This is a genomic window from Streptomyces sp. NPDC058045, from assembly GCF_042885635.1.
Taxonomy (GTDB): Bacteria; Actinomycetota; Actinomycetes; order Streptomycetales; family Streptomycetaceae; genus Streptomyces.
This window is the reverse complement of sequence record NZ_JBHVRR010000006.1, coordinates 25,803-46,545: the sequence shown is the minus strand read 5'-3', so window position 1 is coordinate 46,545 and position 20,743 is coordinate 25,803. Positions and strand designations below refer to the sequence as shown.

Below are 20,743 nucleotides of genomic sequence, written 5' to 3'. Positions count from 1 at the left end.
CCTGCTGCGGACGGCGCGGCCCACCCTGGATTCAACCAGGTTCCGCGTACGAGCCGCAGCGCCGCCCGCCCAGCGGACCGGGCGACCGGGATACGGGGGCCCAACCCGGGCCCCCGTACGGTCAGTTGAGCCGGCGAGCCGGGCCGTCCGAGGCGGGGAGGGGCTCGGCGGGGGCGCCCGTGTCGAAGCGGGTGAGACCGGGGGCGGGGGCCGCCGACTCGCGGTCCGCGGAGCTGCCGGAGCCGGGGGCCTGCCGGACGGCCGGGGCGATCGGCGGGGGCATGGCGGCGCCGCCCGCCAGCATCGGTGCCGCGAGCAGGCTGACCATGTCCGGCGGCGCTCCCACCGGCGCGGGCACTCCGGGCAGCAGCGGGGCGCTGACCTCGACGGGCGACAGGGGCGTGGCGAGCATCCCGCCGGACCGCGACCCCTGGGTGAGCAGCGGACCGCCGCCCCGCCGCCGCGTATCGGAGCCGGACGGGCTGCCGCTGCCGCCCTGGCTGCGCATCGGGCTGGCGTCGGCCCGGGTACTGCCGTCGCCCGAGGCCGTGGGCGCTCCGACGGTGACACCGCCGAGGGCGATCGCGGCCAGCGACACCGCACCGGCCGCGGCGAACGCGAAGCGGCGCCGGCCGCGCGGCGCGGGCCGCTCCTGCTCCGGCCGGCTCACCTCATGGATACGGAAGCCCTGCCGCCCGGGAAGGACGGGGGTGTGCGGGGCCGGGGTGTAGGCGAAAGGGGTCTCGGGTCCTTCGGTGAAGGAGGCCCGGTCGGCGAAGGGGGAACCGCCGAGGCCGGGCCGGCCGCCGAGGGGACCGCCGGGGCCGCCCTCGTCGTCGGGGCCCTCCCCGGACAGGCCCTGGAGCCTGGCGAGGAAACTCTCGGACGGCGGCGGGGGCGCGGCCTGCGCGAAGACGCTCTTCAGCCGCCGCTGCGCGTCGGCCTCGGCCTTGCACTTGGGACAGGTCGCCAGGTGGGCCAGGACGCGCTCGCGTGCGTCATGGCCCAACTCCCCGTCGACCAGAGCAGCGAGCCGGTCGCCCAGGTGCTGCTCGGCGGGTGTCGGATGTGATCCACTCACGCTCCCGCGCCCCCTCCTCCCAGCACGGGGGCTCCGGCCGCGGCGAGCGCACGGCGCTCGGCCCGGGCCTCGGGCGACCGGTGCTGGAGCGCCTTGCGCAACTGGGAACGGCCTCGGTGGATACGGCTGCGGACAGTGCCCAGCTTCACGCCGAGGGTGGCGGCGATCTCCTCGTAGGAGAGGCCCTCGATGTCGCAGAGGACGACGGCGGCGCGGAACTCGGGCGCCAGGGTGTCGAGTGCCTGCTGCACATCGGCGTCGAAGTGGGTGTCGTGGAAGGCCTGTTGGGGGGAGGGCTCGCGGCTGGGCAGGCGCTCGGCCGCGTCGTCGCCGAGGGCGTCGAAGCGGATGCGCTGCTTGCGGCGCACCATGTCCAGGAAGAGGTTGGTGGTGATGCGGTGCAGCCAGCCCTCGAAGGTGCCCGGGGTGTACGTCGACAGCGAGCGGAAGACGCGGACGAAGACCTCCTGGGTGAGGTCCTCGGCATCGTGCTGGTTGCCGGTGAGGCGGTAGGCGAGGCGGTAGACGCGGCCGCTGTGTGTGCTGACGATCTCCTCCCAGGTGGGCGGAGTCCACGCCTGCGATTCGGCATCGGTGGCGAAGGTCGCGGTCGGCGCGGAGTCTGGCTCGGCGGCACCCCCCACGTCCTTGTGGCCGTGGGAGCGGAATCGGTCAGCGGTCTCGGTCACAGATTTCGGCTCGCCCGACGGTCTGAAGAAGCGCCTCAGCACTCCGCCCCGCCCTCCGGGCGTCGCCGCACCTCCCCTGTCGGCTCTGGTGGTGTCGAGTGGAGTCCCTACCATAGCCACCTCGCCCGTTAGCTCCGGATAAGCGTTTTTACGTGAATTTGGTGTTCCCGTCGGGGAGATCGTGTGCGGTCGTACCGTTCCCCGCCTCTCAAACGTCCGACCCCCGGCGCGGGTTCCCGCCCGTCCGGAACCTCCCGTCCCGGCCACGCGGCAGCGCGGGACGATAAAGTCACGGCCAGCGATCGGGAGCCCCGAAGGGAGCGGGCTCTGAGCGGACAGGAGAGGGCGATTACCGGCAACCGGCAGACGAACTGGGCGTTCGCCGACGCATTCGTCGCCGAGGACGACGCCCTGCGCTGGGCCCGGGAGCAGGCCCGGGAGGCGGGGCTGCGCCCGGTGTCGCCCGGTACCGGCGCCGCGCTGCGGATGCTGGCGGCCGCCGCCGGCGCCAAGGCGGTCGCCGAGATCGGGACCGGCACCGGGGTCTCCGGTATCCATCTGCTGCTGGGGATGCGCGGGGACGGGGTGCTCACCACCGTCGATCCGGAGCCGGACCGGCAGCAGTTCGCCAAGCAGGCGTTCCGCGCGGCCGGCTTCGCCTCGAACCGGGCCCGCTTCATCCCCGGCCGGGCGCTCGATGTGCTGCCGCGGCTCGCGGACAGCGGCTATGACCTGGTCTTCTGCGACGGCGACCGCACCGAGTGCCTGGAGTACCTCGCGGAATCGTTGCGGCTGCTGCGGCCCGGTGGGCTGGTCTGCTTCGAGGGCGTCTTCGCCGACGGCCGCACCACGGGGGTCGGGCCGCAGCCGGCCGAGGTGGTGCGGTTGCGGGAGCTGGCGCGGGCGGTGCGGGAGAGCCAGGAGCTGGTGCCCGCGCTGCTGCCGGTGGGCGACGGTCTGCTCTGCGCGGTCAAACGCTGAACCTCCGTCCCACCCTTTCGCGGCCGGACGTCTGTCCGCGTCCCGGTATCCCCGGGCGGCTCGCCCCGAACACGTCAGTGCCCCGGCACCGCGTACGATGCCGGGGCAACTGAACAGTCGAGGTCGCGGCTCATCCCCGCCCGCGCGGGAAGTAGCGGACGAAGGTCAGCCGACTACCTTCTTGAGGGCGTCGCCCAGGGCGTCGGCCTCGTCCGGGGTCAGCTCGACGACCAGCCGACCGCCGCCTTCGAGCGGAACGCGCATGACGATGCCCCGCCCCTCCTTGGTCACCTCGAGCGGGCCGTCACCCGTCCGCGGCTTCATGGCCGCCATGCTGTTTCCCCTTCCTGAAACCAGCTCATCTCAGCCGACGGCCCCGGAGAGGGCGCGCGCAGCCCGTCCAAGGCACACGTCACCGGCGTCGAACACATTGCTTCCCTGCCATTATCCCGCATCTCAGGACCCGATGACCAACATCGGTAGGCATCGCTTGCGCAACGCACTTCCGCAAAACGCCTCAATTCGGTGAGCCGCCTGCGATACTCCGCCACCGCGGGCTCCACACCGGCCCGGATTTCTTTGACGCAGGTCACACCCGGCGCCCGGAAAGCCGACGCCCTCGCGAACCGTGCCGGGAGCACCCGCACGGACATATACCGGAGGGAATGCCTCCGTCTCGCCGGTGCGGGGAGGGCGGCGGCCGGGCGGCCGTGGGGCGTCAACTACGGCGTGCGATACAGGACTTGAGGTGGTCGTCCACCAGGCCGCAGGCCTGCATCAGGGCGTAGGCCGTGGTGGGGCCGATGAAGCGCAGGCCGTCTCTCTTCAGGGCCTTCGCCAGGGCCGTCGACTCGTCGGTGACCGCGGGCACCTCGGCGGTGCTGCGGGGTGCGGGCCGGTCGGCCGGCTTTGGGGCGTGGGACCAGATCAGGCGGTCCAGCCGTCCGGGCTCCCAGTCGGCGAGGGTGCGGGCGTTGCCGAGGGTCGCGTCGATCTTGGCGCGGTTGCGGATGATGCCGGTGTCGGCGAGCAGCCGCTCCCGGTCCGCCTCGGTGAACGCGGCGACCTCCCCGATACGGAACCCGGCGAAGGCGGCGCGGAAGCCCTCCCGGCGGCGCAGGATGGTGATCCAGGAGAGGCCGGACTGGAAGGCCTCCAGGCAGAGCCGTTCGAAGAGGGCGTCGTCGCCGTGGACCGGGCGGCCCCACTCCTCGTCGTGGTAGGTCACATAGTCCTCGGTGGACAGCGCCCACGGGCAGCGCAGGGCGCCGTCCGGGCCTGCCAGCACCTCGCCGCTCACTGCTGCCCCCGGCCGGGGCCGCGGTCGGCCTCCTCGTCGACCGCCGCGTCCTCGACGGCCGTCTCCACCGAGGCCCGGGTGCTGCCGCCCCGGTCGGCCGCCCCGTCCGGGCCCCCGTACCAGTGCGGCTCGCCTCCGCCGCGGGCGTGGGTGCCGGCGAGGGTGGTCTCCAGGTGGGCGATCCGCTCGTCCCGCTCGGCGAGTTCGGCGCCGAGCCGGCCCAGCGCGTCGTCCACCTCGGCCATGCGGTAGCCGCGCAGGGCGAGCGGCAGCCGCAGTGCCTCCACGTCGTGGCGGTCCACCGGCCGGTGCTCGGGCAGCGGGTCGGCAAGGCGCTCGGGCGCGGCCTCGGGCAGGGTGCCGCCCTCGCCGCCGCCCACCGCGACAAGCGTCACCGCGGCCACCACCACGACCAGGGCGACGACCAGGAACAGGAACAGGAGCATCTGCGCGGGCCTCCGGGCTGGATGCGGTACGTGCGGTTTGCAGGGTCCGATCGTGCCATGTCGCACCGACGGTTAGGGTCGCAGGCGGCCGAAGACGGCCGGGCGGGATCTGCCTACGGGTCCGGCGGCCCGGATCAGGGCTGGATCGGGAGAGGAAGGCCAAGGGGATGCTCAGGCTGGGCAGGCGCGAGTTCGGCGACCGCGAACCGGTGATCATGGCGATCGTGAACCGCACCCCGGACTCCTTCTACGACCAGGGCGCGACCTTCCTCGACGAGCCGGCACTCGACCGGGTCGGGCAGGCCGTCGCGGAGGGCGCCGCGATCATCGACATCGGCGGGGTGAAGGCCGGGCCCGGCGAGGAGGTGTCCGCGGCGGAGGAGGCCCGCCGGACCGTCGGCTTCGTCGCCGAGGTGCGGCGCCGCTTCCCCGACGTGGTGATCAGCGTGGACACCTGGCGGCACGAGGTCGGCGAGGCGGTCTGCGAGGCGGGGGCCGACCTTCTCAACGACGCCTGGGGCGGCGTCGATCCCGAGCTGGCCGAGGTCGCCGCCCGCCACCGGGTGGGCCTGGTCTGCACCCACGCGGGCGGCGCGGAGCCGCGTACCCGCCCGCACCGGGTCGGCTACCCGGATGTGATGGCGGACATCCTGCGGGTCACCGTCGGACTGGCCGAGCGGGCGGTGGCACTGGGCGTGCCGCGCGAGTCGGTACTGATCGACCCGGGGCACGACTTCGGCAAGAACACCCGGCACAGCCTGGAGGCCACCCGCCGGCTGGACGAGATGGCGGCGACCGGCTGGCCGGTCCTGGTCTCGCTGTCCAACAAGGACTTCGTCGGGGAGACCCTGGACCGCCCGGTCAGGGAACGGCTGCTGGGCACCCTGGCGACCACCGCGGTCTCGGCCTGGCTGGGCGCGCGGGTGTACCGCGTGCACGAGGTGGCCGAGACCCGTCAGGTGCTGGACATGGTGGCCTCCATCCAGGGCCACCGCCCACCCACCGTGGCCCGCCGCGGCCTGGCCTGACGCCCGCACGGGAGCGCCGGACGGCAGTCACGGCGCGCCACGACTCGGCGCGCCGCACGGCCGCGGCTTGGAGCCGGCGGGCTGGAGCTAGCGGGCTGTCTCCTTGCTGACGAGGGCGACCGCCTCGTCCACGTCGTCCGTGAGGTGGAAGAGCAGCAGGTCCTTCTCGGCCGCCTTGCCCTGGGCGATGACGCTGTTCTTCAGCCAGTCCACCAGGCCGCCCCAGTAGGCGGAGCCGAAGAGCACGATCGGGAAGCGGGTGACCTTCTCGGTCTGCACCAGGGTCAGCGCCTCGAACAGCTCGTCCAGGGTGCCGAGCCCGCCGGGCAGCACCACAAAGCCCTGCGCGTACTTCACGAACATCATCTTCCGGACGAAGAAGTACCGGAAGTTCAGCCCGATGTCGACGTAGGCGTTGAGGCCCTGCTCGAAGGGGAGCTCGATGCCGAGGCCGACCGAGGTGCCGCTCGCCTCGAAGGCGCCCTTGTTCGCGGCCTCCATCGCGCCGGGGCCGCCGCCGGTGATCACCGCGAAGCCGGCGTCCACCAGGGCCCGCCCGAGCCGGACGCCCGACTCGTACTCCGGGGAGTCGACGGGGGTGCGGGCCGAGCCGAACACGCTGATGGCGGCCGGGAGTTCGGCGAGGGCGCCGAAGCCCTCGATGAACTCCGACTGGATGCGCAGCACCCGCCAGGGGTCGGTGTGCACCCACTCCGAAGGTCCGGCCGAGTCCAGCAGCCGCTGGTCCGTGGTGCCGGGCTTGATCTGGCCCCGTCTGCGCAGCACCGGGCCCAGCCGCTGCTCCGCCGGGGGACGCCTGCCGCCCTCGGAATTGCCCATATCCGCTCCCTCCGCTGACGGGCCCCGCCCGCTGCCGGCCCGGCGCGGAGGCCGGGGCGGCACCGGGCGGGGGCCCGAACCGTAGTCGTGCTTCTTCAGCGTAGATCTACGCGGGTTAAGCGCGGGACACCTGTGGACAACCTGCGGGGGTACCTGTGGATATCAGGACGTGAGCAGGTCGGATTCAGGCCATCAGCCAGGCGCGGAGGCGTTCCTCGCCGGCCAGGATCTTCGCGGTGTCGACCCGTTCGTCCCGCTTGTGCGCGAGGTGCGGATTGCCCGGCCCGTAGTTGACGGCGGGCACTCCCAGGGAGCTGAAACGGGACACATCGGTCCAGCCGTACTTGGGCTGCGGGGTGCCGCCGACGGCCTCGACGAAGGCAGCCGCCGCCGGGTGGCCGAGGCCGGGCAGCGCGCCGGGGCTGTGGTCGTCGACGGTGAACTCCGCGACCCCGCAGTCCGCGAAGACCTCCTTGACGTGGGCCAGCGCCTCCTCGGGCGAACGGTCCGGCGCATAGCGGAAGTTGACGGTGACGGTGCAGGCGTCGGGGATGACGTTTCCGGCCACGCCGCCCTGGACGGCGACCGCGTTGAGGCCCTCCCGGTACTCCAGGCCGTCGATGACCGGATACCTCGGCCGGTACTCGGCGAGGCGGTTCAGGATGGGGGCGGCGGCGTGGATGGCGTTGGACCCCATCCAACTGCGGGCCGAGTGGGCACGCTCGCCCCTGGTGTGCAGCAGGACCCGCAGGGTGCCCTGGCAGCCGCCCTCGACCTGCCCGTCGGAGGGTTCGAGCAGCACCGCGAAGTCGCCCTCCAGCCAGTCGGGATGGGCCTCGGCGACCTGCCCCAGGCCGTTGAGGTGCGCGGCGACCTCCTCGTTGTCGTAGAAGACGAAGGTGAGGTCGCGGTTGGGGGCGGGGACGGTGGCGGCGATCCGGAGCTGGACGGCGACCCCGGCCTTCATGTCGCAACTGCCGCAGCCCCACAGCGTTCCGTCGGGGTCCAGCCGCGAGGGCAGGTTGTCCGCGATCGGCACGGTGTCGATATGCCCGGCGAGCACGACGCGCTCCGGGCGGCCCAGGCGGGTGCGGGCCACCACGTTGTTGCCGTGCCGGTCGACGGTGAGGTGGGGCAGCGTGCGCAGCGCCGCCTCGACGGCGTCCGCGAGGGGCTTCTCGCTGCCGCTCTCGGAGGGGAAGTCGACAAGCTGGGCGGTGAGCCGGGCGGCGTCCGCGGTGAGGTCGAGGGGGCTCTGATCCATGCCCCGACCCTAATCCGTGGCACCCGGCCACGGCTCCGCAGGACCGGCCGCCGCCGGACGCCGCCGCGGCCCGGACCGGCAAGGACGTCCTGATCACCGGCGGCTGACGGGGCTTCGGTACCTTGGGCATGTGACCGGAGCCGCCCGCCGACCCGCCAGACACGGCCGCCTGCTGCGCACCGGGGCCGCGGTGACGGTCCTGCTGGCGCTCGGCGGTTATGTCGTCGTCCAGTACGGCTCCTCGGGCCGCTCGCAGGGGCGGTGCGAGGTGGTGTCCGGGCGGGGCGACGGGAAGGTGTTCCGGCTCAGCGCGGTGCAGGCGGTGAACGCGGCGACCATCTCCGCCGTCGGCACCTCCCGCGGTATGCCCCCGCGCGCCGTCACCATCGCCCTGGCCACCGCCATCCAGGAGTCCGGGCTGCGCAACCTCGACCACGGCGACCGGGACTCCCTCGGCCTCTTCCAGCAGCGGCCCTCCCAGGGCTGGGGCACCGCCGACCAGATCATGGACCCGACCTACTCGGCGGGCCGCTTCTACGAGCATCTGGCGAAGGTGCCCGGCTACACCGGTCTGCCGCTCACCGTCGCCGCGCAGCGCGTCCAGCGCAGCGGATTCCCGGAGGCTTACGCCCAGCACGAGCCGGACGCCAGACTGCTGTCCGCGGCGCTCACCGGGCACTCCGCGGCCAGCCTGAGCTGCGGCGGCGGGCCCGCGGGGCGCCGCGGCGACCCGGAGCGGGTGCGTACCGCGCTGGTGCGCGACTTCGGCCGCGGCGTCCTCGACGAGGCCGCGGCCACCGGCCCCTCGGACCGCGCCGGCACCAAGAGACCCCGCCCCGGCACCTCCGCCACCGGGCGGACGCCCGCGGCCGGGCCGGGCGGCGCGCACACGGTCACCGTGCCGGTACCGGCCGGGGCCGAACGGCGGCGCCGCGGCTGGGAGTTGGCGCACTGGGCGGTGGCCAACGCGGCCGCCCTGCACATCGAACGGGTCGCCTACGCCGGGCGCCAGTGGAAGCCCAGCGCGGCGGGCGCGGGCGCGCGGGCCTGGCGCGCTGCGGACGCGCCCGCCGCGCACTCCGCGGGCGGCCGCGGGTCCGACTCGGTGCTGATCGTCACGGCGAGCGGACGCTGAGGCGCGCCCGCCGCCCCATTGCCAACTCTTTGCGCGGCCGTACCGCAACCTTCGCGGGGCTCGTGCGGTAGTCACTGCGTCCGGGCATCGGGTGGAAGCCGACGCCGCGATGGCCGCGCCCCGCGGACCGGACGCGCAACTGCCGACTCCCACCCCCCTATAAGGAGCACCATGTCCTTCACCCTGACCCGCCGGATCGCCCGTGCCGCGCTGCTCGTCGCAGCGGGAGCGGCGCCCGTGGTCGGAGTGGCCGGCCCCGCCGACGCGGCACCCCTGCCCGCCACCGGCCTGTCCGGACTCAGCACGCTGGACGGCGCGGGCGTCACCGACACCGCAGGTGACGCCACGCAGCACGTCACCGAACTCGCCGGCGACACCGGCGGCCAGGCCGCCCCGGCCGCCGATCAGACCGCCGGCAAGACCGCTCCCGTCACCGACCAGACCGCCGCGGTCACCGGGCTACTGCCGCTCTCCTGACGGCTCGGCCGTGCCGTCGACCACCTGGACCCGCCTCCCGGAGACCCCGGTGGGCGGGTTCAGGCGGTCAGACGGGTCGCCGCTTCGTCGACGCGTTCGTCGGTGGCGGTGAGGGCGACGCGGACGAAGTGGTCGCCGGCCGGGCCATAGAAGTCGCCGGGCGCGACCAGGATGCCGAGTCCGGCGAGGTGGGCGACGGTGTCCCAGCAGGACTCCCCGCGGGTGGCCCACAGATAGAGGCCGGCCTCGCTGTGCTCGATGCGGAAGCCGTGCGCCAGCAGCGCCTCGCGGAGCTTGGTACGGCGGGCCGCGTACCGCTCGCGCTGCGCCCGTACATGGGCGTCGTCGCCGAGGGCGGCGGCCGCGGCGGCCTGGGTGGGGGCGGGGGTCATCATCCCGCCGTGCTTGCGGATCAGCAGCAGTTCCCCGAGGACCTTCTCGTCACCGGCGAGGAACGCGGCCCGGTACCCGGCGAGGTTGGACCGCTTGGACAGCGAGTGGACGGCGAGCAGGCCCTCGTGGGAGCCGCCACACACCTCGGGGTGCAGTACCGAGACCGGGTCGGCCTCCCAGCCCAGTTCCAGATAGCACTCGTCGCTGAGGACCAGGACCCCGTGCTGCCGCGCCCAGACCACGACGCGGGTGAGTTCGGCGGCGTCCAGGACCCGGCCGGTGGGGTTGGACGGGGAGTTGAGCCAGAGCAGCTTCAGGCCGCGCGGGTCCAGTCCGGTCGGGTCGTCGTAGGCGACGGGCCGGGCGCCGGCGAGCCGGGCGCCGACCTCGTAGGTGGGGTACGCGAGCCGCGGGTAGGCCACGGTGTCGCCGGGGCCGAGGCCGAGTTGGGTGGGCAGCCAGGCGACCAGTTCCTTGGAGCCGACGACGGGCAGCACCCCGCGGTGCGTCATCCCTTGTGCCCCGAGCCGCCGCCCGCACCAGCCGGTGATCGCGTCCCGGAGCTCGGGCGTGCCCCACACGGTGGGATAGCCCGGCGAGTCGGCGGCCGCGACCAGCGCCTTCCGCACCACCTCGGGCACCGGGTCGACGGGGGTGCCGACGGACAGGTCGACGATGTCGCCGGGGTGGGCGGCCGCGGTCGCCTTGTACGGTTCGAGCTTGTCCCACGGGAACGCGGGAAGCCGGTCGGCGAGGGACGCTGCGACTGCGGACACGGGGGCTCACTTTCCTGTACGTACGGCGGATCGCCCGAGGGCCTGCCCCGCGGGAACCGCCGGACAGGCCCTACGGGACCGCGGTCGCGCGCCGGAGCGCGCCGCCGCCTACTGGTTCTGCGGGTCGAGAGCGGCGATGAAGGGGTGGTCGCGCTCGATCAGGCCGAGCTTGCTCGCTCCGCCCGGCGAACCCAGCTCGTCGAAGAACTCGACGTTCGCCTTGTAGTAGTCCTTCCACTCCTCCGGGGTGTCGTCCTCGTAGAAGATCGCCTCGACCGGGCAGACCGGCTCACAGGCGCCGCAGTCGACGCACTCATCCGGGTGGATGTAGAGGGACCGCTGACCCTCGTAGATGCAGTCGACCGGGCACTCTTCAATGCACGCCTTGTCCTTGACGTCGACACAAGGCTGCGCGATGACGTAGGTCACGCTGTCGTTCCTCCTAGGTAGGGCGCTGGCGGGCCTCTTCAGGCCCCGCCGCCAGGCGCGCGGGAGCGCGGCGTCGTCGATGCCCGCACCTAGTATCTCCGTTCCGGGCCATGATCCGTACAGGAGGGGTGGGCAGAGCCGTGGAATTCGCTGCCGGTGGGCGTCTCGCAGTCCGGATAACCGCCGCTGACGTCGGCAAACGTGTGTCTGTGCGCTCTCTGCGGACGGGCGGCGGGGCGGGTGAAACGTTCACCGACACGGTCGGGGTGCTGACCTCCTGGACCGAGGGTGTGATGTCTATCACCCGTCGCACCGGCGAGCCGGTCCGGATCGCGGAGGGCTCGGTGGTCGCGGCCAAGGTGGTGCCGGACGCGCCGGCGCGGCGCCGCGGCCCCGCGGCGGACTATCCGGAGCTGGCGCGGGTGGCCGCCCGGGCCTGGCCGCCGGTGGAGGAGGAGGCGCTCAGCGAGTGGCGGCTGCGCGCCGCGGGCGGCTTCACCCGCCGCGCCAACTCGGTGCTCCCGCTGGGCGATCCGGGCCTGCCGCTGCCCGAGGCGCTGGCCGCGGTCCGCGCCTGGTACGCGCGGCGCGGCCTGCCCGCGTATGTGCAGACCGCGACCGGCGCGCGCGGCACCCAGGAGGAGTTGTGCGCCCGACTGGCCGATCTGGGCTGGGAGTTGGAGGTGACCGCGGAACTGCGGATCGGGGCGCTGGCCCGGCTCGCGGACACCGGCGACGCCGGAACCACCGGAGACACCGGAGACACGGACCGGGTGCGGCTGGCCCGGTCGGTGGACGAGGGATGGCTGCGGCGCTACCAGCGGTTCACCCGGCCGCGCCCCGAGGTGCTGGAGGTCCTGTCCGGCGGCCCCTCGGTGTGGTTCGCCACGGTGCCGGACCCGGACGGCGGGCCGGTACCGGCGGCGATCGGGCGGTGTGTGGTGGACGGGCGGTGGGCCGGGTTCATGGCGGTGGAGGTGGCACCGGAGCAGCGGCGGCGCGGCCTGGGCACCGCGGTCATGGCGGCGCTGGCCCGGCAGGCGCTCACCGAGGGCGCCGGCGCCGCCTGGCTCCAGGTGGAACGCGGGAACCCGGCGGCGGACGCCCTGTACGAGGGCCTCGGCTTCCGGGTACACCACACGTACCACCACCACCGCGAGCCCTAGGCTCTCCCGTCAACCCCTGCTTCCCCGTCCCCCTCATGTCCGCCCTTCGAGAGGCTCCTTGTCATGTTCGCCCCGCCCGTTCCCCCGCCGCCCGAGCGTGCCGCCGAACTGCGGCGGGCCTTCGCCGAGGAGGCCCGCGGTGAGCGGCCCGATCTGACCTCGCTCTGCCTGCTGGTGGCGGCCTGCGCGGACGGCTCGCTGGACCAGGCCGGTATGGACGCCGCGCAGATGGAACTCGACCGCCTGGCCGGGGAGTTGCCGTATCAGCCCGGTACCCCGCTGGCCTGGGCGGAGGCGGTGGGGGAGCTGCTGGGCGGGCGCCATGGCTTCCACGGGCTGCCCGCCGACTACCAGCGGCTGGACTCCTCCCTGCTGCACTCGGTGCTGCGGCGCCGCCGGGGCCTGCCGATCCTGCTGTCCGTGGTGTGGCTGGAGGTGGCCCGGCGTGCGGGCGGCCCGGTGTACGGGGTGGCGCTGCCGGGGCACTTCGTGGTCGGCTTCGGGCGGCCCGGCGAGCGGGTGCTGGCCGACCCCTTCGACAGCGGCCGGATCCTCGTCGGGGAGGACGCCCGGATGCTGGTGGCGGGCGCGACGGGCGCGCCGCTCGACTCCGACATCCAGGAAGCGGCCCGCACCGACGAGGTCGTCCTGCGGATCCTCAACAACATCCGGGCCTGGGCCGCCGCCCGGCCCGAGCACTCGGAGGTGGCGCTGTGGGCACTGGAGCTGTCCCTGCTGCTGCCCTCCCACCCGGCGAAGCTGCGCCAGGAGCGCGCCGAACTCCTGGTGCAGCGCGGCGACTACCTGTCCGGCGCGGCCGAGTACGAGGCGTACGCGGAGGTGGTCGCGGTGGTCGACGAGGCGGCGGCGGAACGGCTCCGCGGTCAGGCCCGCGCCGCCCGCGCCATGCTCAACTGACCTGGAACTCCGGGGAGTCGGCGGCTCACAGCCAGCCCTTGTCGCGGGCGGTGCTGACCGCTTCCGCGCGGTTGCGTACCGCGAGTTTCTGGATGGCGACGGAGAGGTAGTTGCGTACCGTGCCCTGGGAGAGGTGCAGGGTGCGGGCCAGTTCCGCGTTGGTGGCGCCGTCGGCCGCGGCGCGCAGTACCTCGCGCTCCCGCTCGGTCAGCGGATTGGCGCCCCCGGCGAGTGCGGCCGCGGCCAGCGAGGGGTCGATGACCCGCTCCCCCGCCAGCACCTTGCGGATGGCGGCGGCGAGTTGGGCGGCGGGCGCGTCCTTCACCAGGAAGGCGTCGGCACCGGCCTCCATGGCGCTGCGGAGGTAGCCGGGGCGGCCGAAGGTGGTGAGGACGACCAGCTTCACCGCGGGGAGTTCGGCGTGCACCCGGGCGGCCGCCTCGATCCCGGTGCAGCCCGGCATCTCGATGTCGAGCAGCGCCACATCCACCCGGTGCTCGCGGGCCCGGTCGAGCACCTCGTCGCCCCGGGAGGCCTGCGCGACGACCTCGATGTCGTCCTCCAGGCCGAGCAGAGCGGCCAGTGCCTCGCGGACCATCGACTGGTCCTCGGCGAGCAGGACCCGGATCGTGCGGCTCATACGGCGGATCCTACGGTGTCCCCGGTGCCGTCCTCGCGGGCCGTGGGCGGGGGCAGCGGTACCCGTGCCACCAGCCGGAAGCCGCCGCGTGCCGCGCCCGCCTCCAGTGCCCCGCCCACCGCGTCCAGCCGCTCGGCGAGCCCGGTGAGGCCGTTGCCCGGAGTGGTGGGGCCGGCAGTGCCGTCGTCGGTGACGGCCAGTTCGAGGTGCCCGCCGTCCAGGGTCTGCCGGGCGCCGAGGGTGACGGTGCAGCGGCGGGCCCCGCTGTGCCGTACGACGTTGGTGACGGCTTCGCGCAAGGCCCAGGCCAGTGCCGACTCCCGTTCCCCGGTGAGCCCTTCGGGGAGTTCCGGGCCGCCGTCCTGTACCTGGGGCACCTCGGCGGTGATGCCGGCGGCGGTCAACGCGACCTGGGCGCCGGCGAGTTCACCGGAGAGCTGCGGACGGCGGTATCCGGTCACGGCCTCCCGTACGTCCACCAGGGCCTGGCGGCTGACCCGTTCGATGTCGGCGACCTGTTCGGCGGCCTTCTCCGGCTGGCCGGGCAGCATCCGCCCGGCCAGTTCGCTCTTGAGCGTGATCAGCGACAGCGAGTGCCCCAGCAGGTCGTGCAGATCTCTTGCCAGCCTCAACCGCTCCTCGTTTGCGGCGAGTTGGGCGACGGTGGCCCGCGCGCGGCGCAACTCGACGGTGACCATGACGAGTTGGCGTACGCCGGTCATGGCGAGGCCGCCGAGGAGGGCGGGCACCACCAGGCCCAGTTCGAAGGCGCTGCCACCGGGGAGGCCGGCGGCGACCATGACGGCGGTGACCGCCACGATGGTCCAGCGGGCGGTGGCCAGCGGCAGGGTCGCCCCGCAGGCCACCGACAGGTACACGAACAGCGTGCGCCAGGCCTCGCCCAGGGTCAGCGACAGCAGCAGCGCCAGGGCCAGCAGCAGGGCGAGCACCGTCCACACCAGGTGCCGTTCCACGGGGCGGCTCATATGCCGGAAGACCAGCACGAAGTAGCTGCCGACGAAGGCGGTGAGGCCGATCCAGCCGAGGACGGTGCCGGTGGTGGAGTGCCGGCCGTCCAACTGCTCGTGCACCGGGTCGGCGAGGAACGCCAGCCAGATGCCGATCCACAGCAGCCTGCTGCGCTCCGCCCGCCTGTTGCGCGGGGGGCCGCCCATGGACAGCGGCACCTCCGCCGCGCCGCGTGTACCGTCCGTGCCGCCGCTCATGCCTTCCGGGTGTCCTTGCGGTAGAGCCAGGCCGCGCCGCCCGCGAAGAGCAGGAACGACACCACCAGGATGGCGAGGTCCTTGGCGTGCGGGGCGTCGCCCAGCTCGATGGACTGGCCGAGTCCGGCGTAGGCGTAGGTGGGCAGCCAGGAGGAGATCTTCTGCAACCAGCCGGGGAAGGTGGTGGTCGGCATCCACAGCCCGCCCAGCACCGAGAGACCGAAGTAGAGGATCATCGTGATGGGGCGGACGGCGTCGCCGGTGGCCAGATAGCCGACGGCCACTCCGAGCGCGGCGAACACCAGGCTCCCGGCCCAGATCGCGCCGGTCAGCGCCAGCCACTGCCAGGCCTCCAGCCGGACGCCCTTGGTGGCCGCGGCCACGATGAACACCACCACGATCGCGGGCAGCGACACCACGGCGGCGCTGGCGGTCTTCGCCACCACATAGCCGCGGCCGGGCAGCGGGGTCAGCCGCAGTTGGCGCACCCAGCCGTTCTCCCGCTCCTTGGCGATGCGCTCGCTGTTGCCCATCAGTACGGCGGTGAGGGCGCCGAAGGACGCCATGGACACCATGAAGAGGGTGGGCAGGGTGAGGCCGGTGCCGTCGACCTCGGTGTGCGCGTCCTGGGTGCCGGCGATCATCAGGAAGAGGGCCGACGGGTAGAGCACGGAGAAGAACAGGAACTTCTTGTTGCGCAGGGCCCGGATGAGTTCGAGCCGGATCAGGCCGGTCATGCGGTCTTCGCCTCCTCGGCTGCGGTGATCGCCACGAAGGCCTGCTCCAGGCCCAGTCCTGCGACCTCCAGATTGCGCGGGTACAGGCCGAGGCCGTAGAGCGCGTGGACGGTGGCGTCGGCGTCGGTGGACTGGAGGCGGACGGTCCGCGGGGTGTGCGCGGCGCCGTCCCCGTCGCCGGTCCCGTCGCCGGAGAGGCTGAACGAGGTGAGGAACGGCAGGCCGCGCAACCGCTCCTGCACGGCGGCGTCCATGGTGTCCAGGTCGAAGGCGATCCGGCGGGCGCCGGCCTTCGCCTTGATCTCGGCGGCGGTGCCGTCGGCGAGCAGCCGGCCGCGGTGCAGCACCAGTACCCGGTCGGCGATGGCGTCGGCCTCCTCCAGGTAGTGCGTGGCGAACAGCACGGTACGGCCCTGGTGGGCCTGCTCCCGCATGGTCGCCCAGAAGGCCTGCCGGGCGGTGACGTCCATCCCGGTGGTGGGCTCGTCCAGCACGATCAGATCGTTGCCGCCGGCGGTGGCGAGCGCGAAGCGGACCCGCTGCTCCTGGCCGCCGGACAGCTTGTTGACCTTGCGGTCGGCGATCGGGGCGATTCCGGCGCGGGTCAGCACCTCGTCCACGGGGTGGGGATCGGGGTGCAGATCGCAGGCGAGCTTGACCAGTTCGCGGACGGTGACCTCGTCCATCAGGCCGCCGCTCTGGAGCATCGCGCCCACCCGGCCGGCGACGATCGCCTCCCGCGGTGAGGTGCCGAAGACCCGGACCTCGCCGCTGTCCGGCCTGCGCAGGCCGAGCAGCAGATCGAGGGTGGTGGACTTGCCCGCGCCGTTCGGCCCGAGCAGGGCCACGGTCTCGCCGGGCCGCAGTTCGAGCGAGAGCCCGTCCACGGCCCGGACCTCGCCGTACGACTTGGTCACCCGCTCGAAGCGGACGACCTCCGTCAGGGCGCCCGCCGGGCCGGCGGTGGTGGCAGTGCTGATCGTCATGCCCCTCATCCTGCGGGGCACGGGCGGCGCACGGCAGTGCCGGGGATACCGGGTCCGGCATGACATCTGTCATGCCGGACCCGGCGGGGGCTTCAACTCGCCCCGGGCACTGCCTAGTTCGGGTTGGTCTCGATGGTGGCGGTGCGTTGGGCCGGGGTCTTGCCGAGCAGGGCCTTGCGCATGGCGGAGATGACGTCCTCGGGCTGGACGGGCGTCTTCTTGCCGGTGGCGCGGGTGATCAGGACCCCGTCGAAGGTGTTGCCGTACAGCTCCTTGAGGGCCTGCTTGTCGTAGGTGTCGACCAGCTTGCCGTCGATCGGCTGGACGCCGAGGATCTTGGGCAGTGACTTCTCGGGGCCGAACGGGATGGACGCGGAACCGGCCTTGACGGTGACGATGCCGGACATCGCGGGCCGCGCGAACTCCTTCATCATCCGGTCGACCTCCGCCTTGGGCACGGTGGGCTGCCGGGTGGTGACGGGCAGCTGCGCGGGGGCGGCGCGGCCGGTCTCGACCTGGGTGCGGTACGCCTTCTCCACGGCCTTGGTGGAGCCGGCCACGTCGATGCCCTTGCCCGCCTTGCCGTACACCGGGACCGCCTTGCCGGGGACGAAGCGCACGGAGCCCTCGGTGGCGCTGCCGGCGCCGCCCGCGGCCCGCTCCAGGGCGGCGTGCAGCTTCTCCTCGTCGACCGGCATCACCGGCTCGACGGCGCGGGTGCCGCCGAAGAGCGAGCCGATGACGGTGACCGGGTTGTAGTCGCTGCCCGCGGCGTCGGCCACGGTGGCCTCGGTGTCCAGGGCCAGGCCCGACTGGTCGGGGCTGAGCGAGACCTCGTCCCCGTCGACGGAGAGCTTGAGCGCCTGCGTGGTACGGGCGCCGAGGGCCGCGTCGAGCTTCTTGGTCGCGTCGTCCCGGGTGCCGCCGCCGATGTCGACGCCGAGCACGGTGGTGCCCTTGGGTACGTCGGAGTGGTTGACCAGCAGCCCGGCGCCGTAGGCGAGACCGGCGAGGACGATCACTCCGGCACCGATCAGGGCCGGTTTGTTGCGGCCCTTCTTCTTGGGTGCGGCGTCGCCTGACCGGTTGTCGCGCTCGGGCGGGTCGGGGAGCTGGGGCGGGGTGTGCCGGGCGGACGGCTCACCGGGGCCGCCGGGGGTGCGCGGGCCACCGGAGGCGGGCACCGGGGGGATTCCGCTGGTGAGGGTGGAACCGGAGATGTTGTCCCGGCTGCCGCCCGTCTCGGGTGCGGGCTGCTGCGGGGTGAGGATCGCGGTGTCGTCGCTCGTCCGCCGCGGGCCGCCCGGGGCGCCCGGCAGATCGCTCGCCGTGATGCCGCCCGGCCCGCGTCCCGGGGCGAAGGCTCCGTCGCCGGGGGCGGGCCCGGTGGTGGGGCCGCTGGGGGCGCCGAGGGGGCCCGCGGCGACGGCGGCGCTGACGTCGACTCCGCCGGTGTCCCCGGGGCGCCGGAAGCTGCCGGTGGACTCCGGGGCGCCGGGCGTACCGGAGCCGTCGCGGTAGAGCGAGCTGGTGGCGTCGGGGTGCTCGGCGCGGGCGTTGTCGAGGACCGGGTTGCTGCCGGTGTCGGTGGGCGTCGCGGAGGCACCCATGGGGCCCGGGGTGACGAACGGGCTGGGGGTGCCGACGGGCGGAGTCGCGTCGAGGGGGCGGGCGGCGGGCGTGCCGTCCGGGCCGGTGCCGAGGCCGGTGCCGAGGGCCGGGGTGGCGCCGGTGTCGGCCGTGGGGCCGCCGGTGCCGGTGCGGGTCTGGCCGGCGGACTTGCGGGGCGCGAACCAGTCGCTGGTGCGCTCCGGCGCGGGCGCCTGCGGCGCCTCGGGCTCGGCGGCGGGGGCCTGCGGTTCGGCGCCGGGTCCACCCTGGCCTCCGGCGTCGGCCGCGCCCTCGTTCACATCGGACATGGGGGTGCGCATGACGACCGGCGGAATCGGCCTGGAACCGGGGATGTTGATCCGGATCCTGGTGGTCAGCGTGGTCTCGGTCTTGCGTTCCGGAGACGGTGCGCTGTCGGCCTGCCGTCCGGTGTCCGTGCCCTCGTCGGCAGCGGCGCCCGCGCCCTGGGAGCCGTAGGGCGGCGTCCCGGACGGGTAGGCGGTTCCGCCGCGCCCCTGGGGACCGGAGGACGAACTGTCAGTTTCTCGACTCAAGGCAGGTTCTCCTGGTTTGGCTCCACCGCCCGTTTCACGCCCGGGGGTCCTCCCGGTTGTTGACGGGGAGGGGCTCGATGGCGCGCACCACCATACTGTCCGACCCGGTCGGCGCCCCAGTGTTGTGGACAGCCGACGGTCAACTCACCACGAACCAGGCGGAATGCCGTACGGGAGGCGACTGCGCGTGCTAGATGCGGACCGCTCGACGGGGTGACAAAGCGGTACGTCAGCGCCCAACTCGGGCGCCGGGGGCGGCTGGTGGGGAGGGCAGCCAGATCGTGGCACACATCACAGCCACCACCAGCCCGCCCAGCAGGAACAGATAGGAGCCCGCGCCCGCGCTGAAGAAGAAGTCCCCTTCGGGGCGGCTGGCGGTGAGCAGGATCACGGAGACCAGCCAGCCCGCGGCCGGGGCGAGGGCGCCGACGCGGCCGCCGGTGGCGCGGCTGCCGCCGAGGAAGACGCCCGCGGCGCCGCCCAGCGCGAGCAGCAGCCCACCGGGGAACCAGGCGGCCTGCACCAGCGTCCCGGCGGCGGCGGTCACCGCACCGAGGACGAAGAGCCCGGCGAGCGCGGCGATCCGGCCGGGGCCGGGGCGGTGCCCGCCCGGACCGAGGAAGAGACCGGACACCTGGGTCGCACCGCGGCCCGGATCTGACGTGGGGGGAGTCATCCGATTCGCCGTTCTGCTATGGCTGGTTGCTGGACTGGGGGGGTACCGGCCGGGGCCGGGGGTGTCACGCGGGGACGTCCTCGAAGAGGTCCGTCTCCGGGGTGCTCCGCGCCGGGCCGCCGACCGCCAACTCGTAGCACTCGGTGGTGAAGAGCGGCTGGGCGAGGTGGTTGGAGAGGGCGAACCAGGGTTCGGCGACGTCGATCTGGGTGGCGTGGGCGCGCATCGCGGCGGCCTTGGCGGCGGCGTACGCGGTGCCGTCGACGGCGGTGGTGATCCGGTCGTCGTCGACCACACCCGGCACGTCGGCGACGGTGGCCGCGGCGGGGAACGGCAGTTCGGGGAGGATCCTACCCAGTCGGGTGAACGCCTCCCGGGCCGTGGAGCGCGGTACCCGGTTCCAGTAGATCTTGCGGATGGTGTGCGGGCGTCCCGATCCGGGGCCGAAGGACGGGTCGGCGGAGAGCTGCGCGGCGCGCATCGCCACCCGGTGGGCCTGGATGTGGTCGGGGTGCCCGTAGCCGCCGTCGGGGTCGTAGGTGACGAGGACCTGGGGGCGCAGTTCGCGGACGACGGCGACCAGATGGCCGGCGGCCTCGTCCAGGTCGGCGGACCAGAAGGCGCCGGGGCGGGTGTTCTGCTCGGTGCCCATCATTCCGGAGTCGCGGTAGCGTCCGGGGCCGCCGAGGAAGCGGTGGTCGGTGACGCCCAACTGCCGCATGGCGGCGGCCAGCTCGGTGGCGCGGTGGGCTCCGAGCCGGTCCTCCCGGTCTGCCGCGAGGTGGGCGAGCCCGGCCGGGATCACCTCGCCCTCCTCACCCCGGGTGCAGGTGACAAGGGCCACATGGGCGCCTTCGGCCGCGTATCTGGCCATGGTGGCGCCGTTGTTGATCGATTCGTCGTCGGGGTGCGCGTGCACCAGGAGCAGACGACGGGCGGGTTCCGTCATAGGGCAAGCCTACGAGCCGGCGGCTGGGCCGCCGGACGCGGTGGTCAGAGCTTGATGCCTCCGATCATCCCGGCGACGTTGGTGGTCAGCCTGCTGATACTGGGGGCGATCGAGGAACTGGCCAGATAGAAACCGAGCAGGACGCAGACCACGGCGTGGCCGCCCTTGAGGCCCGATTTCCTGACCAGGATGACGACGATGATCGCCAGCAGCACCACCGCCGAAATCGAGAGTGCCACGGCGGTCCACCTCCAAAATCCACGGGATCACTAACGGTACGGAACGCCGAACTGGCGTCCCTGGAAGGGTACTTACCCATCCGGCGCGACTGATCATAACTTTCCGCCCCACCGCATGGTCCGCATATGACGGGTGCACGGCAGCACAAGGGGGCGCATGGCCGAGGGGCACCGGTCGGGCCCGGCCGGACCCCGGCCGAAG

The 20,743-nt window shown here is 73.6% G+C and carries 21 protein-coding genes and 2 pseudogenes; 6 read left to right on the top strand and 17 right to left on the bottom strand.

Annotated elements, in window-relative coordinates; translation table 11 throughout:
- Positions 1-121: 121 nt before the first annotated feature.
- Both ACFVST_RS05885 and sigE read right to left on the bottom strand, forming a co-directional pair.
- On the bottom strand, positions 122-1,081 hold the full coding sequence (locus tag ACFVST_RS05885) for an anti-sigma factor family protein (RefSeq protein ID WP_390147255.1): 960 nt from the start codon (positions 1,079-1,081) through the stop codon (positions 122-124).
- Positions 1,078-1,884: an RNA polymerase sigma factor SigE gene (gene sigE / locus ACFVST_RS05880; RefSeq protein WP_390147253.1), complete on the bottom strand. Its 807-nt coding sequence runs from the start codon at positions 1,882-1,884 to the stop codon at positions 1,078-1,080. Before sigE ends, ACFVST_RS05885 begins: the two co-directional genes overlap by 4 nt.
- Positions 1,885-2,097: 213 nt before the next feature.
- Between sigE and ACFVST_RS05875 the strand changes: the two genes are divergently transcribed.
- A complete protein-coding gene (locus tag ACFVST_RS05875) occupies positions 2,098-2,751 on the top strand; it encodes an O-methyltransferase (RefSeq protein ID WP_390147447.1) in 654 nt (217 codons plus the stop codon).
- A gap of 165 nt (positions 2,752-2,916) precedes the next feature.
- Here the strand turns inward: ACFVST_RS05875 and ACFVST_RS05870 are convergent, their stop codons facing one another.
- The 3 genes and pseudogenes from ACFVST_RS05870 to ACFVST_RS05860 form a co-directional block, all read right to left on the bottom strand.
- Positions 2,917-3,084: a DUF3117 domain-containing protein gene (locus ACFVST_RS05870; protein ID WP_003966491.1), complete on the bottom strand. Its 168-nt coding sequence runs from the start codon at positions 3,082-3,084 to the stop codon at positions 2,917-2,919.
- 385 nt (positions 3,085-3,469) lie between these two features.
- Positions 3,470-4,051, bottom strand: a complete 582-nt coding sequence (locus tag ACFVST_RS05865) for a DNA-3-methyladenine glycosylase I (protein WP_390147251.1) — start codon at positions 4,049-4,051, stop codon at positions 3,470-3,472.
- Between the two features lie 143 nt (positions 4,052-4,194).
- Positions 4,195-4,497: pseudogene (locus ACFVST_RS05860) on the bottom strand (DivIVA domain-containing protein); the annotation flags it as partial.
- Positions 4,498-4,664: 167 nt separating this feature from the next.
- Between ACFVST_RS05860 and folP the strand changes: the two are divergent.
- Positions 4,665-5,525 (top strand): dihydropteroate synthase, encoded by an 861-nt coding sequence (gene folP, locus ACFVST_RS05855; RefSeq protein WP_390147250.1) that lies wholly within the window; start codon positions 4,665-4,667, stop codon positions 5,523-5,525.
- A gap of 87 nt (positions 5,526-5,612) precedes the next feature.
- Here the strand turns inward: folP and ACFVST_RS05850 are convergent, their stop codons facing one another.
- Together ACFVST_RS05850 and dapE are read right to left on the bottom strand one after the other, a co-directional pair.
- Complete coding sequence (locus ACFVST_RS05850; protein ID WP_390147248.1) at positions 5,613-6,365, bottom strand: TIGR00730 family Rossman fold protein; 753 nt, start codon at positions 6,363-6,365, stop codon at positions 5,613-5,615.
- Positions 6,366-6,549: 184 nt separating this feature from the next.
- Positions 6,550-7,629 (bottom strand): succinyl-diaminopimelate desuccinylase, encoded by a 1,080-nt coding sequence (gene dapE, locus ACFVST_RS05845; protein ID WP_390147247.1) that lies wholly within the window; start codon positions 7,627-7,629, stop codon positions 6,550-6,552.
- Positions 7,630-7,759: 130 nt separating this feature from the next.
- On the opposite strand from dapE, the gene ACFVST_RS05840 reads away from it, so the two are divergent.
- Complete coding sequence (locus ACFVST_RS05840; protein ID WP_390147245.1) at positions 7,760-8,764, top strand: heavy metal transporter; 1,005 nt, start codon at positions 7,760-7,762, stop codon at positions 8,762-8,764.
- Positions 8,765-8,935: 171 nt separating this feature from the next.
- Positions 8,936-9,211: pseudogene (locus tag ACFVST_RS05835) on the top strand (ATP-binding protein); the annotation flags it as partial.
- An 89-nt stretch (positions 9,212-9,300) separates the two neighbouring features.
- Here the strand turns inward: ACFVST_RS05835 and dapC are convergent.
- Together dapC and fdxA are read right to left on the bottom strand one after the other, a co-directional pair.
- A complete protein-coding gene (dapC, locus tag ACFVST_RS05830) occupies positions 9,301-10,410 on the bottom strand; it encodes a succinyldiaminopimelate transaminase (RefSeq protein ID WP_390147243.1) in 1,110 nt (369 codons plus the stop codon).
- Positions 10,411-10,518: 108 nt separating this feature from the next.
- Entirely contained in the window at positions 10,519-10,839 is a 321-nt protein-coding gene (gene fdxA, locus ACFVST_RS05825; RefSeq protein WP_390147241.1) for a ferredoxin, read from the bottom strand.
- Positions 10,840-10,979: 140 nt separating this feature from the next.
- Between fdxA and ACFVST_RS05820 the strand changes: the two genes are divergently transcribed.
- Together ACFVST_RS05820 and ACFVST_RS05815 are read left to right on the top strand one after the other, a co-directional pair.
- The gene (locus ACFVST_RS05820; protein WP_390147239.1) at positions 10,980-12,005 is read left to right on the top strand and encodes a GNAT family N-acetyltransferase; all 1,026 of its coding nucleotides are present in this window, start codon (positions 10,980-10,982) and stop codon (positions 12,003-12,005) included.
- 63 nt (positions 12,006-12,068) lie between these two features.
- Positions 12,069-12,923, top strand: coding sequence for a tetratricopeptide repeat protein (locus tag ACFVST_RS05815; RefSeq protein ID WP_390147237.1), 855 nt, complete (start codon positions 12,069-12,071; stop codon positions 12,921-12,923).
- A gap of 25 nt (positions 12,924-12,948) precedes the next feature.
- On the opposite strand, the gene ACFVST_RS05810 is transcribed toward ACFVST_RS05815, so the two are convergent.
- From ACFVST_RS05810 to ACFVST_RS05775, 8 genes are all read right to left on the bottom strand, one after another.
- The gene (locus tag ACFVST_RS05810) at positions 12,949-13,563 is read right to left on the bottom strand and encodes a response regulator (protein ID WP_390147235.1); all 615 of its coding nucleotides are present in this window, start codon (positions 13,561-13,563) and stop codon (positions 12,949-12,951) included.
- Positions 13,560-14,789 carry a sensor histidine kinase gene (locus tag ACFVST_RS05805; RefSeq protein WP_390147234.1) on the bottom strand — a complete coding sequence of 410 codons (1,230 nt, stop codon included), beginning with the start codon at positions 14,787-14,789 and terminating at the stop codon, positions 13,560-13,562. The genes ACFVST_RS05810 and ACFVST_RS05805 overlap by 4 nt, the downstream gene beginning before the upstream one ends.
- Entirely contained in the window at positions 14,786-15,526 is a 741-nt protein-coding gene (locus tag ACFVST_RS05800) for an ABC transporter permease (RefSeq protein ID WP_390147232.1), read from the bottom strand. Before ACFVST_RS05800 ends, ACFVST_RS05805 begins: the two co-directional genes overlap by 4 nt.
- Positions 15,523-16,521: an ABC transporter ATP-binding protein gene (locus tag ACFVST_RS05795; RefSeq protein ID WP_390147230.1), complete on the bottom strand. Its 999-nt coding sequence runs from the start codon at positions 16,519-16,521 to the stop codon at positions 15,523-15,525. Before ACFVST_RS05795 ends, ACFVST_RS05800 begins: the two co-directional genes overlap by 4 nt.
- 104 nt (positions 16,522-16,625) lie before the next feature.
- A complete protein-coding gene (locus ACFVST_RS05790; RefSeq protein ID WP_390147228.1) occupies positions 16,626-18,677 on the bottom strand; it encodes a hypothetical protein in 2,052 nt (683 codons plus the stop codon).
- A 229-nt stretch (positions 18,678-18,906) separates the two neighbouring features.
- Positions 18,907-19,353: a DUF6113 family protein gene (locus ACFVST_RS05785; RefSeq protein ID WP_390147226.1), complete on the bottom strand. Its 447-nt coding sequence runs from the start codon at positions 19,351-19,353 to the stop codon at positions 18,907-18,909.
- A gap of 64 nt (positions 19,354-19,417) precedes the next feature.
- A complete protein-coding gene (gene mshB, locus ACFVST_RS05780; protein ID WP_390147224.1) occupies positions 19,418-20,302 on the bottom strand; it encodes an N-acetyl-1-D-myo-inositol-2-amino-2-deoxy-alpha-D-glucopyranoside deacetylase in 885 nt (294 codons plus the stop codon).
- A 44-nt stretch (positions 20,303-20,346) separates the two neighbouring features.
- Complete coding sequence (locus ACFVST_RS05775) at positions 20,347-20,541, bottom strand: hypothetical protein (RefSeq protein WP_390147223.1); 195 nt, start codon at positions 20,539-20,541, stop codon at positions 20,347-20,349.
- Positions 20,542-20,743: the final 202 nt, after the last annotated feature.